A 12,558-nucleotide genomic window follows, 5' to 3' on the forward strand; every position below is an offset into this window, starting at 1 on the left:
CAGTGCAAAAATAAAATTATTTTACTCCCATTAATTCTTGAAACTCTTTTTTATAACCTTTACTAACCCTAAAAGTAGATTTTGATTCTATTATTTTAACATCGGTTTCACCATAACTTGAACTTATAATTTCTTCTATAAAATCAGAGTTAATGATTGTTGATCGATGTATGCGGATAAATTTATTTGAGTTTAATCTTTTGATAATGCTTGATAAAGACTCTCTCAATAAATGCTTCTTATTGTTAGTAGTGAAAATTTCTATGTAGTAACCAGACGCAGAAACATACTTAATTGTATCAACATCTAAGAAAGATATTTTGTTACCAGATTTGATATTTATTTTTCTACTTTCAATTTTGTCTGTATTCTGAACAATAGAAAGAATGTCGTTTAGGCTTGATTGTAGATTTACTAACTCCTCTTTTCTTTTGTATTCCATAGCATTGTTTATCGTTTGATAAAAACGATTGTCTTCAAATGGAGTTGTTATATAATCAAAAGCAGAGTAATCAAAAGCTTTATAAGCAAATTCATTATGACTAGTAATAAACACAAATAGCGGCTTATTTCTAGAATACGTTTGCTTGATTATATCAAAACCAGATACTCCCTGTATTTTTATATCTAGAAATACTAAATCAGGTTTTAAATGGTTTATAGAGTCTATGGCTTCCAACGGATCAGAAAAACTCCCAATAATGTCTATAGTTTCGAGACCTTTTAACAATTTTTTTATTCTGTTTACAGCAATACAAAGGTCATCAACTATTATACATTTAATTTTTGTCATGTAGCAATAATTAAGTTGATAATTTATGCTAAAATAATGAATAAAGTCCTTGCGATGTTGTTAATTTAACCCTATTAGGAGTAATTTAACATAGTTGTTGTTTGCTTCAAAAAAGAATGTTTTCACTTCAAAAAGTAGGTTGTTAGAATCAAATTACTGTTAATATGCAGCTTTGGTGTCTAATTTTAGCGATTCAATAATCATTTTAAATCAAATAATTTTATGAGTCGACATTTAAAAAATGCAATGTACTTGTTGCTTTTTATGTGTGTTGTTTTCACAGCAAACGCGCAGCAGAAGCTAGTTAAAGGGGTCGTTTCCGATGAGACAGGTCCGTTACCTGGCGTTAATGTAGTTATTAAAGGAACTACAAATGGAGTAGAAACTGATTTTGATGGAGCATTTGCAATTAAAGCAAAAAATGGAGATGTTTTAGTATTCAGTTTTGTTGGTATGAAAACAGTTGAGAAAGCTGTGTCTGGTTCATCACCAATTAATATTATCATGGAGAATGATAATTTATTAGAAGAAGTTGTCGTAGTTGCTTACGGTACTCAAAAAAAGGAAGAAATAACAGGATCTGTTTCAACTTTAAAGAGTGAAACATTAAGTGAGGTTACAAATGCATCTGTTGCTCAAGGGCTAGTTGGAAAAGTTGCAGGTGTACAAATCATTAATCAATCAGGAGCTCCAGGTGCAGATCCATCTGTAAGATTCCGTGGTATTGGTTCTATTAATTCATCAAATAATCCTTTATACGTAGTTGATGGAGTTGTATTTAATGGTAACTTAAACTCAATCAATCCTCAGGATATTGAGGCTATGTCTTTCCTTAAAGATGCTTCTGCAAACGCTTTATATGGTAGTAGAGGTGCAAATGGTGTAATCATTATTACAACTAAAAAAGGTAAAACAGATAAAATTGATGTAACTATCGATTCTAAAATTGGTGTCAATACTAGAGCTGTACCTGAATATGATGTTATTACTGATGCAGGTAGGTATTATGAAGCTGTTTTTGATAGAACTAGATTAGCTTTAATTGATGCAGGACAAACTCCTGAAGCAGCTGCTCAGTCAGCAGCAGCTAATATTGTAACGAATTCTGACTTCCCGTTAGGTTATAACAGTTTTGATGTGGCTGAAGGACAGATAATCGATCCTCTTACAGGTAAATTAAACCCTAATGCAAATCTTTTATACCAAGATAGTTGGTTAGATGAGTCATATTTAACAGGTGTAAGAAGAGAGAACTATATCAGTATGAAATACAAAAATGATTTAACTAGTACTTTTTTATCTTTTGGAGATTTAGAAGACGAAGGTATTATTGTTAATTCAGGATTCAAAAGAACTACAGCAAGGTTAAGTTCTGATTATAAACCAACAGAATGGTTAAAGGTTTCTGCTAGTATGAATTATGCTAAAACTATAGCAGATAACCCATTAGGAGGTTTTAGAACAAATAGTGTGAGTAATATTGCAAATTGGGCAAGAGGTACAGCACCTATATATCCTGTTTATGGTAGAGATGCTAACGGTAACGTTGTTATCAATCCAGCTACAGGAGAGAGAGCTTTTGACTTTGGGTTAAATAGATTTGGTTCAGTGGGAACTAGGCCTTCATTTAAGTCTAATTCAAACCCTGTAGCAACTAGTCAATTAGATGTTAATGATAACATAAGTGACAACTTCTCAGGTAGAGCAGGTTTATCTATCAAGTTTTTAAGTGATTTCGAGTTTACATATAATTTCTCTATGGATTTAACTAGTGCTAATATCACTAGATTAGCTACTCCAATCGGTGGAGATGCAAGAGAGTTTAATGGAAGGATTACTTCTCGTTCAAATAGAGGAGAAACAATTGCTCATCAACAATTAATTAACTGGGGTAAGGAGTATGGTAAGCATAACATTTCAGTATTAGTTGGACACGAATCAAATGAATACAATTTCAGATTACTTGCTGGTCAAGTAACAGAGACTGTATTAAGTGATTTACCAGTCTTAAATAATGGTGTTAATATTCAGTTTTTAACTGGTTATCAAAAAGATTATAATGTTGAAGGTTATTTATCTAGGTTAACATATAATTATGATAATAAATATTTCCTTAATGCAAGTTACAGAAGAGATGCTTCTTCAGTATTCCACCCAGATAATAGATGGGGTAACTTTTATGGTTTAGGGTTTGCTTGGTCTGTTAATAAAGAGAACTTTTTATCAGATGTTGATTGGATTGATAACTTAAGAGTTAAAGCTAGTTATGGACAACAAGGTAATGATGCTATATTGTATGAAGCAGATAGAAGAATTGTTGGAGATCAAGATAATAGAAATTATTACGCTTATACTGATCAATTTGATATTTTGAATGCTGGAAATAATACTCCAGGTATAAACGATTTCCAACTTGGAAATAAAGATTTAGTATGGGAGACATCTACTAATATTAATGCAGGATTTGAATTAGGTATTTTTAATAAAGTAACTTTAAATGCTGAGTATTTTATTAGAAAAGTAGATGATTTATTATTCTTTGAACCTATTGCAACTTTCAACGGTGTGGGAACAAGACCTAATAACGTTGGAGATATGGAGAATAAAGGTTTCGAAGTAGAAATAGGTGCTGAGTTATACAGAAATGAAAACTTTGCTTGGAACTTTAATATTAATGCTACTCATTATAAGAATGAAATAACTAGATTACCTAATGAATTTATTGATGATGGTAATTTTAGACTTCAAGAAGGACGTTCTAGATTTGATTATTTCATGAGAGAATTTGCAGGTGTAGATCCTACAAATGGAGATGGTTTGTGGTATACTAATACATTAGATGCTAATGGTAATAGAGAAACTACAAATGATAGAGTATCTGCTCCTGAAAACTTTGTAGGAAAATCAGCTATACCAGATCTTTATGGAGGTTTTTCAACAAACTTTTCATATAAAAACTTATCTTTAGATATAGGTTTTGCTTATCAAATTGGAGGTTACGGTTATGATGGAGTATATCAAAACTTATTAGGAACTACATCAGCAGGAGATAATTTCCATAATGATGTATTTAATTCTTGGACTCCAGAAAATCCTAATGCTACTATTCCAAGATTAGATATTGAGGATGTTAATCAAGCTGGTTTTTCTGACTTTTTCTTAGTTGATGCTTCTTATTTAAGTTTACAGAATGTTACTCTTTCTTATAACTTAAGTAAAAATGTAGTTGATAAGTTAGGTATGAGTTCTGTTAGATTTTATGCTACAGGAAGTAACTTACATTTATGGTCTAAAGGAAGACAAGGTTATGATCCAAGGTTAAGTGTAACAGGTAATGCATCTAATGAGTTCGGTTTAGCTAGAACTACTTCTTTAGGTGTTACGTTAAATTTTTAATACATAAAATATCATGAAAAAAATCAAATTTTTATATATAATCATACTCTCGATATTTATTGTTTCTTGTAGTGATGATTTCATAGATACAGCTCCAGGTGGTGCTTCTTTATCTTCTGAGCAAGTTGCTAGTTCACCTTCAGCAGCTAAAGCTGCTTTATTTGGTATATATGCAAGTTTAAGATCAAGAGCAAATATTGGAGGTGAAGTTGATTATGGTCAAAAAGGGTATATGGCTATGATGGATTTACTAGGACAAGATGTTGTATTGAATAACTTTAACTGGTATATCTTTATATACAATTATAATGGAAGACAACAAACTAGTAGTAGAACAAATAACATTTGGACTACTTATTATAGAGCTATAGCAGATGCGAATAGTATTATTTTATCTCTTCCAGAAACTGGAAGAAGTGCTGAACAAGATGCTATTTTAGGTCAAGCTTTAGCTATTAAATCATTGTCTTTCTTTAATTTAGTAAGAGTGTATGCACATACATATATAGGTCATGAAAATGACCCAGGTGTACCAATTCCAGATAGAACTTTATTAGATGCTAGACCAAGAGGTACAGTTCAAGATGTTTATGATCAAATTATACCTGATTTAGAACAGGCAGTTACTCTTTTAGATGGTTATGCAAGGTCTTCTAAGCAGGAAATAGATAAGAGCGTTGCTCAAGCAATTTTAGCAAATGTATATTTAGAGACTGGAAACTGGCAAGGTGCTGCTGATAATGCTGCTGCTGCTAGAAGTTCTTATAGTCTTATGCCTGGTGCTGATTATGCTACAGATGGTTTCGATAATATCAGTAATGTTGAATGGATGTGGGGAGCTGATATAGACGCACAGACTACAACAACTTTTGCTTCTTTCTTTTCTCACTTTGATAGCTCTTTAGGAGGTTATGGTGGTATTGGTTTTGGAGCTGGTTATAAAATGATTGAAGCTAGATTATATGATATGATTCCTGATACAGATTTAAGAAAAGCTGCATGGGTTTCACCTACTTCTACTACTTCGCCATACCCAGCTTACACTAATACTAAATTTATGGATGCTTCTGGATCTTTTGCAGGTGATTACTCTTATTTAAGAGCATCAGAAATGTACTTAGTAGAAGCTGAGGCTAAAGCTAGATTAGGAGATGCTACAGCTACAGATGTTCTTTTTGATTTAGTAAGTAACAGAGATCCTGGATATGTTAGATCTACAAATACAGGAGATGCTTTAGTAGAAGAGATTTACTTACAGAGAAGAATTGAGCTATGGGGAGAAGGAGTTGCATGGTTAGATTTAAAGAGACTTAAAAAGCCTTTAGATAGAACTGGAGCAGGAACTAATCACAGAAGTTTTGGAGCTGTAGATATTCCAGTTGAAGGAGATTTCTTTAGATTTCAAATTCCTCAAGATGAACTTAACTCTAATTCAATGATTAACGATTCTGATCAGAATCCATAATCATCGAAATAAAAAATAGTTAAACTATTAAATTAACTGTCTGTAATTAATTTTACAGGCAGTTTTTTTATTTAAGAGACATATAAATAAGGCTTTATTATGCTGAATTTAAGTTATGTGTCTATTGTATACACTTAAGTGGAAAAAGTAAGGGGATATAAAAATAGAATCTTACTTTTTGGTATAATCTTTGTTAATAGTTGCTTGCTGTTCAATTCAAAAAATAAACAGTTCAAATCAAATCAATATAGACGAGAGTAGTTTATTTATAATTTAGCAGTAAGCAACTAACAAAGATATTTTGAATAGTTGTTTGAATTAATCAATCAATAAGTCAAGGGAGTTGTTAACCTTGACTTTTTTATTTATATAACTTCTCTATTTGTACCTAAAACTCTTCATGTTTTTTTGCAGCTGCTTCAGCAAAATTTTCATTATTGCTAGCATTAATTATTCTGCGACAAGAATTAATTAGTATCAATATTATTCATATAATATTAATAAACATCTTGTTAATTTCAATCTTGAGCACCTACATCAGGAACTAATAAAAAACTATTTGGGGTGAATTTTTTAATACTAGTTAAGAATTCAACTCTAGTAGCTTCAACCTCATACATAAAGTTTTCCGAGTTTTTTCCAAGTAATTGAAATCTCAAGAACTTATTTATACACCTCTTTGATATTTATTTATTGGGTTTGAAAATCAGACTTCTCAATTTGAAGTTAAAGCTAAAAAAGTTTCAGTATTTCAATAGTTGTTTGAATTAATCAATCAATAAGTGAAGGGAGTTGTTAACCTTGGCTTTTTTCATTTAATATAATTTCCATTTGTTTTTGTAATTCCTCAGATTTTTTTGCAGCTGCTTCAGCAAAATTTTCATTATTACTAGCATAAATTATTCCACGAGAAGAATTAATTAGCAAACCAATATTTTCATCATTCATACCATATTTACAAACATCTTGTAAATTTCCTCCTTGGGCACCTACACCAGGAACTAATAAAAAACTATTTGGAGTAATTTTTCTGATATCAGCTAAGAATTCAGCTTTGGTAGCTCCAACTACATACATAAGATTTTGTGAATTTTTCCATGTAATTGAAGTCTCAAGAACTTGTTTATATACCTCTTTGTCATTTATTTTTTGAGTTTGAAAATCAAAGGCTCCTTGGTTAGAAGTTAAAGCTAATAAAATGGTGTGTTTATTTTCAAAAGCTAAAAAAGGTTCAACAGAATCTTTCCCCATATATGGTGCTACCGTTACAGAGTCAAAAGATAAATCTTCAAAAAAAGCTTTTGCATACATTGTAGAAGTATTCCCTATATCTCCACGTTTAGCATCAGCAATAGTGAAAATTTCAGGGTGTTTTTCATTAATGTAATTGATTGTTTTTTCTAAAGCTTGCCAGCCTTTTATTCCATAAGCTTCATAAAAAGCCGTGTTTGGTTTATAAGCAACACATAAATGATGAGTTGCATCAATGATTGCTTTGTTAAACGCAAAGATAGGATCTTCTTCCTTTAATAAATGAGAAGGAATTTTTTGTAAATCTACATCTAATCCAATACATAAAAACGATTTCTTTTTCTTAATTTCAGCTACTAATTGTTGTGTTGTCATTGTAAATGTTATAGTTGTGCAAAAGTAAATATTATATTTGCTTAAAATCAATATCTAGTATGAAAAACTTAAAAGAGTTAATGTAATGATGAAGTTTTTACTTGGTAAAATAGGGTATGGTTTTTTAACGCTGTTTGGAGTAGTTACGATTATCTTTTTTTTATTCAATATTCTTCCAGGAGATCCTGCAAGAATGCTTATGGGACAAAGAGAAGATGGTGAGCAGTTAAAGAATATCAGAAAAAAATATGGTTTTGATAAACCAATTACTACTCAATATTTATATTATTTAAATGATTTATCTCCATTGTCTTTTCATAGTACAAATGATGATGATTATACAGCTTTACAGAATAAAAAATATTCATTTGTCAAATTAGTTAAAATTAGTTCTATACAAATAGTATTTAAACTTCCTTATTTAAGAGAATCTTTTCAAAAAAACGGAAAAAGTGTGAGCAGTGTTATTGGTGAAACATTACCTAACACAGCTGTCTTGGCTATAATGTCAATCCTATTAGCTTTGATATTAGGAATTATTTTAGGAGTTTTCTCAGCCTTGTATAAAGATACATTTTTTGATAGGTTTATATCTGTAATAAGTACTTTAGGTATGAGTGTACCGTCTTTTTTCTCTGCTATTTTAGCAGCTTGGTTATTTGGTTTTGTATTTCATGAATTTACAGGTTTAGAAATGACAGGGAGTTTGTATGAAGTAGATGATTTTGGAGAAACGGTAACTATTAAATGGAAAAATTTGATTTTACCATCAATAGTTTTAGGAATACGACCATTAGCAGTAGTGGTTCAATTAATGCGAAATTCGTTATTAGAAACTTTAAATCAAGATTATATTACAACAGCAAAAGCAAAAGGATTACCTACTTTTAAAATAATCAAAAATCATGCATTAAAAAACTCTTTAAATCCTGTTATAACGGCTATATCTGGTTGGTTTGCATCTATGTTAGCTGGAGCAGTTTTTATAGAGTATATTTTTAATTGGAACGGATTAGGTAAAGAAATAGTAAATGCTTTGAATACATTAGATTTACCTGTAATTATGGGAAGTGTCTTAGTAATTGCTACTTTGTTTATTATTATTAATATTTTAGTAGATGTAATTTACAGTTGGTTAGATCCCCGTATTAAACTAAATTAACATGAAGCATTTTATAATATTCACTTTCTGTACTTTTTTATTGATGAGTTGTGCAGTTTTTCAACCTAAAAATTTTACAGATATAGCAATGGATGAAAAATTAGTAACTGTTGATAGAGACTCTATTAGTTTTCGTCAGATTCTTGAAAAAAATAAAGGAAAAGAACTTTTTGTTCAGGTTTTTGCAACTTATTGTCCCGTAAGTCAAGATAGTTTTGATGATGTTGTGGCATTTCAACAAAAATTTACAGATAAAGAATACATTTTTCTTTCTGTAGATCATAGTTATCATGATTGGAAAAATGGATTAAAATCAATAAAACCGAAAGGGCAGTTTTATTATATACCTAAAAAAGGAGAAGGTTCTTTAGGGAAATTTTTAAAGTTAAAATCAATTCCTAGGTTTTTAAATATTGATGCAGAAGGAAATATAAAAGTATTTAAAACTGCTAAAGTCAGTGAAAAACTACAATAAATGAAATACTTGCAAATATTTTTAGTCTGTTTGTTGATAAGCTGTGCTGGTAAAAATGAAACACAGTTTTCAAAAGAAGCACTTAATGAAAATTTTATTTCACTCAATAATGAATCAATAAAGTTTCAAGAGATTTTAGAAAAATATAAAGGGAAGAAAATTTTAATAGATGTTTGGGCTTCTTGGTGTGCTGATTGTATCAAAGGAATGCCAACAATTGTTAAAATGCATCAAGAATATAAAGATGTTATCTTTTTGTTTTTGTCGATTGATAATTCATTAGAAGATTTAAAATCAGGGATATTAAAATATAACGTAAAAGGAGAACATTATTTATTGCCATCTGGTTGGGATGGAGTTTTCGGAACTTTTTTAGATTTATCTTGGATACCTAGATATTTAGTCGTTGACGAAAAGGGTGAAATTTTGGTTTTCAATACCGTTAAAGCCAATGATAGCCGAATAATTGAGGTGTTAAGTAACACCAAAGCTAAATAAATAAAAGCAATTCAGGTAAAGCGTTAAAATTCAAAAGCTTCTAATATTACGTTTTCGTAAAAAAATTGTACTATTATTTTTTAACTTCATTTTTAAAAAAGTAGTTTTGTGAGAACATTACTAGTATGGTTAATTCAAATTAGTATTAAAGTCAAATAAATTAATCACCATCTTCAAAATTTGAAGTATTTTATCTAATAAACAATGAGAAAAAAAATTGTAGCAGGTAATTGGAAAATGAACAATACCATTACACAAACAAACACACTTATTGACGGTTTAAAAACTGAATTAAAAGAAACAACACTTGAAGATACAAGGGTAATAATAGCTCCATCTTTTGTTAATTTACAACAAGCTGTTGTTGCAACAGAAGAAAGTGTAATAGAAGTATCTGCTCAAAATATGCACCAATCTAAAAATGGAGCTTACACAGGTGAAGTATCTGCAGAAATGTTATCGTCAATCGGAATTGAAACAGTTATTCTAGGACATTCTGAAAGAAGAACATATTTTAATGAAACAGATCAAAGTTTAGCTGAAAAAGTAGCTACTGCAATTGAAGAAGGATTTGAAGTGATTTTTTGTTTTGGAGAACAGTTAGAAGACAGAGAAGGAGAGAATCACTTTAATGTTGTAAAAAAACAATTAACTGAAGCTTTATTTGGTTTAGCTCCAGAAGCGTATGGAAAAATTATTTTAGCATATGAGCCAGTTTGGGCAATAGGTACTGGAAAAACAGCTTCAGCCGATCAAGCACAAGAAATGCATGCATTTATAAGAAAAACATTATCAGAAAAATATACTGACAGTGTAGCAAATAATGTGTCTATTTTGTACGGAGGTAGTGTAAAACCTAATAATGCAAAAGATATTTTTTCGAAACCAGATGTTGATGGAGGATTGATTGGAGGAGCTTCTTTAAAAGCTGTAGATTTTTCGGAAATAGTAAAAGCAATATAATTGGATAGTATATATATAGAATATAATTTTAAAGTTACACCAAAAGAGCCAGCAACAGAAATTCTAATAGCAGAATTAGGTGTTGTTGGTTTTGAAAGTTTTGTAGAAAACGAAACTGGAGTAGTGGCTTACATACAAAAGCAAGATTGGTCTCAGGATATTTTAAGTGATATTTATGTGTTATCTTCTGATGAATTTGAGGTAACATATGAATATAAAGAAGTTGAGCAAACCAATTGGAATGAAGAATGGGAGAAGAATTTTAATCCTATTGAAGTAGATGGTTTAGTTAGTATTAGAGCGCCATTTCATGAGAACCCTAATTTGAAATATGATATTGTAATTGAACCAAAAATGAGTTTTGGTACAGGGCATCATGAGACTACTCACATGATGGTACAGCATATTTTAAATCTAGATCTTTCTGAAAAAAAAGTACTAGACATGGGGTGTGGGACAGGTATTTTAGCAATTTTAGCTGAAATGACTGGTGCTAAACCTATTGATGCTATTGATATTGATAATTGGTGTTATTTGAATTCATTAGAAAACGTAGAAAGAAATAATTGTAAGAATATTTCTGTCTATGAAGGTGATGCATCTTTGTTAAAAGATCAAAAATATGATCTTATCATAGCTAATATCAATAGAAACATCTTATTAAATGATATAAAAAAATATGTAAGTTGTTTAAATGAAAAAGGAATTGTACTTTTAAGCGGTTTTTATGTAGAAGATATTCCGTTGATAGATAAGGAAATGAATCTTCATAAGCTAACATTAGATAAGACCATTAATAGAAATAATTGGGTCGCTTTAAAGTATATTAAATAAATGAAGATGAGTACGATAGAGAAAATTCAAGAAGAGTTAGATGTCTTGGTACAAGAGACAAGGCAACATGAGATTATTTTATATAACGATGATGTTAATACATTTGATTTTGTAATTGATAGTTTAATATCAGTTTGTGATCATACATTAGAGCAGGCTGAACAATGCACTATATTAGTTCATTACAAAGGAAAATGTGCTGTAAAAACAGGAGAGTATAAAGAATTAGAATCAAAGTGTACTCGATTACTTGAGTTGGGTTTATCTGCTGAAATAGTGTAAGATTGGAAAATGTTTTAAAGTATTATGAGTTTTCAGATTTTTTTGAAGATAAATCGAAAACTTTTTTAGGAGAAAAAATTGCTTATACAGAATTAAATGAGCAACATTTTTTAATTTTTGAAAATAAAAATGAAACATATAATTTATATGTTTCTAAGTTTCAAAAAAAAGAAGATATAGGCTTAAAACCTCCAGAAATACTGGAGCTTCTCGTTAAAAACTACGACAAATCTCTTTCAGAACATAGAGTAGTATTAAGAAAATATTTATATTAAAATCTCAATTATTTTGAGATTTTTTTGTTTTTAGGTGACTTATTAAAAAATAATGTGTCTTAATTAATGTAACAACGAAACAATATGATTAAGTTGTTTGAATATTAAAGTTCATTGAAAATATAAAATAAATAATCCCCTTTTATTTATAGTCATTAAAAAGTAAAATAGTAGTAGTTAGTATATACAAAGTTTGGTTAGTTAAAAACTGTAAGTTCTAAGTTGCTTACAGTTTTTTTCTTTTTTAAGTGACTTATTTAAAATAGTTGGGTCATAAGTATTGAGGAATATTGGTTAAATGATATTTCTAACATTAAAAAGATTATTGATGTTATAAAAAAAATAATTCCCTATTTATAATAAAGTATAAAATAAAAAGTTAAGTAGTTTTAAAAATAGTAGTAGTTAGTTTTTATACTAAGTTTGGTTAGATAAAAAGGCTGTTAGCGAGAGTTTACAGTCTTTTTTTATTTTAAATAATAAATCAAGCAGTGACTTTATACAAATAAGAGTGTCTAACATATAGTAGACATGTAAATAAGATAATAAACATAGCTAGGAACTTCTTATTGATAAGCAATAAAAAGTTAAATAGTTTTAAAAATAGTAGTAGTTAGTTTTTATACTAAGTTTGGTTAGATAAAAAGGCTGTCAGCGAGAGTTTACAGTCTTTTTTATTTTAAAAAGTAAATCTAACAGTGACTTTATACAAATAAGAGTGTCTAACATATAGTAGACATATAAATAAGATAATAAACATAGCTAGGAACTTCTTATTGATAAGCAATA

General features: G+C 29.5%; 12 protein-coding genes. 9 read left to right on the forward strand and 3 right to left on the reverse strand.

The annotated features are described in order from the left end of the window. Positions 1 to 16 precede the first annotated feature (16 nt). Positions 17 to 793, reverse strand: coding sequence for a LytR/AlgR family response regulator transcription factor (locus EYW44_RS16495; RefSeq protein WP_132725083.1), 777 nt, complete (start codon positions 791 to 793; stop codon positions 17 to 19). Positions 794 to 1,015: 222 nt separating this feature from the next. On the opposite strand from EYW44_RS16495, the gene EYW44_RS16500 reads away from it, so the two are divergent. Together EYW44_RS16500 and EYW44_RS16505 are read left to right on the forward strand one after the other, a co-directional pair. Further along, entirely contained in the window at positions 1,016 to 4,189 is a 3,174-nt protein-coding gene (locus EYW44_RS16500) for a SusC/RagA family TonB-linked outer membrane protein (protein ID WP_132725085.1), read from the forward strand. 13 nt (positions 4,190 to 4,202) lie between these two features. Further along, positions 4,203 to 5,654, forward strand: a complete 1,452-nt coding sequence (locus EYW44_RS16505; protein ID WP_132725087.1) for a RagB/SusD family nutrient uptake outer membrane protein — start codon at positions 4,203 to 4,205, stop codon at positions 5,652 to 5,654. Positions 5,655 to 6,172: 518 nt separating this feature from the next. Here EYW44_RS16505 and EYW44_RS22310 read toward each other — a convergent pair. Together EYW44_RS22310 and pyrF are read right to left on the reverse strand one after the other, a co-directional pair. Continuing rightward, positions 6,173 to 6,313, reverse strand: a complete 141-nt coding sequence (locus tag EYW44_RS22310; RefSeq protein WP_165872253.1) for a hypothetical protein — start codon at positions 6,311 to 6,313, stop codon at positions 6,173 to 6,175. A gap of 136 nt (positions 6,314 to 6,449) precedes the next feature. Then, the gene (gene pyrF, locus EYW44_RS16510; RefSeq protein WP_132725089.1) at positions 6,450 to 7,280 is read right to left on the reverse strand and encodes an orotidine-5'-phosphate decarboxylase; all 831 of its coding nucleotides are present in this window, start codon (positions 7,278 to 7,280) and stop codon (positions 6,450 to 6,452) included. Between the two features lie 85 nt (positions 7,281 to 7,365). Between pyrF and EYW44_RS16515 the strand changes: the two genes are divergently transcribed. The 7 genes from EYW44_RS16515 (at position 7,366) to EYW44_RS16545 (ending at position 11,769) form a co-directional block, all read left to right on the forward strand. Next, a complete protein-coding gene (locus tag EYW44_RS16515; protein ID WP_132725091.1) occupies positions 7,366 to 8,442 on the forward strand; it encodes an ABC transporter permease in 1,077 nt (358 codons plus the stop codon). A 1-nt stretch (position 8,443) separates the two neighbouring features. Beyond that, positions 8,444 to 8,917 carry a TlpA family protein disulfide reductase gene (locus EYW44_RS16520; protein ID WP_132725093.1) on the forward strand — a complete coding sequence of 158 codons (474 nt, stop codon included), beginning with the start codon at positions 8,444 to 8,446 and terminating at the stop codon, positions 8,915 to 8,917. Continuing rightward, on the forward strand, positions 8,918 to 9,415 hold the full coding sequence (locus EYW44_RS16525; RefSeq protein ID WP_132725095.1) for a TlpA family protein disulfide reductase: 498 nt from the start codon (positions 8,918 to 8,920) through the stop codon (positions 9,413 to 9,415). A 204-nt stretch (positions 9,416 to 9,619) separates the two neighbouring features. Further along, entirely contained in the window at positions 9,620 to 10,378 is a 759-nt protein-coding gene (gene tpiA / locus EYW44_RS16530; RefSeq protein WP_132725097.1) for a triose-phosphate isomerase, read from the forward strand. Next, complete coding sequence (gene prmA, locus EYW44_RS16535; RefSeq protein WP_132725099.1) at positions 10,379 to 11,212, forward strand: 50S ribosomal protein L11 methyltransferase; 834 nt, start codon at positions 10,379 to 10,381, stop codon at positions 11,210 to 11,212. Between the two features lie 6 nt (positions 11,213 to 11,218). Further along, positions 11,219 to 11,494, forward strand: coding sequence for an ATP-dependent Clp protease adaptor ClpS (locus EYW44_RS16540; protein WP_132725101.1), 276 nt, complete (start codon positions 11,219 to 11,221; stop codon positions 11,492 to 11,494). 2 nt (positions 11,495 to 11,496) lie between these two features. Beyond that, entirely contained in the window at positions 11,497 to 11,769 is a 273-nt protein-coding gene (locus EYW44_RS16545) for a hypothetical protein (protein WP_132725103.1), read from the forward strand. Positions 11,770 to 12,558: the final 789 nt, after the last annotated feature.

It is taken from the genome of Tenacibaculum sp. M341 (genome assembly GCF_004337695.1).
GTDB lineage: Bacteria > Bacteroidota > Bacteroidia > Flavobacteriales > Flavobacteriaceae > Polaribacter.

Coding starts and splice junctions, on each gene's coding strand:
- EYW44_RS16495 (WP_132725083.1), bottom strand. CDS start 793: ATGACAAAAATTAAATGTATAATAGTTGATGACCTTTGTATTGCTGTA.
- EYW44_RS16500 (WP_132725085.1), top strand. CDS start 1,016: ATGAGTCGACATTTAAAAAATGCAATGTACTTGTTGCTTTTTATGTGT.
- EYW44_RS16505 (WP_132725087.1), top strand. CDS start 4,203: ATGAAAAAAATCAAATTTTTATATATAATCATACTCTCGATATTTATT.
- pyrF (WP_132725089.1), bottom strand. CDS start 7,280: ATGACAACACAACAATTAGTAGCTGAAATTAAGAAAAAGAAATCGTTT.
- EYW44_RS16515 (WP_132725091.1), top strand. CDS start 7,366: ATGATGAAGTTTTTACTTGGTAAAATAGGGTATGGTTTTTTAACGCTG.
- EYW44_RS16520 (WP_132725093.1), top strand. CDS start 8,444: ATGAAGCATTTTATAATATTCACTTTCTGTACTTTTTTATTGATGAGT.
- EYW44_RS16525 (WP_132725095.1), top strand. CDS start 8,918: ATGAAATACTTGCAAATATTTTTAGTCTGTTTGTTGATAAGCTGTGCT.
- tpiA (WP_132725097.1), top strand. CDS start 9,620: ATGAGAAAAAAAATTGTAGCAGGTAATTGGAAAATGAACAATACCATT.
- EYW44_RS16540 (WP_132725101.1), top strand. CDS start 11,219: ATGAGTACGATAGAGAAAATTCAAGAAGAGTTAGATGTCTTGGTACAA.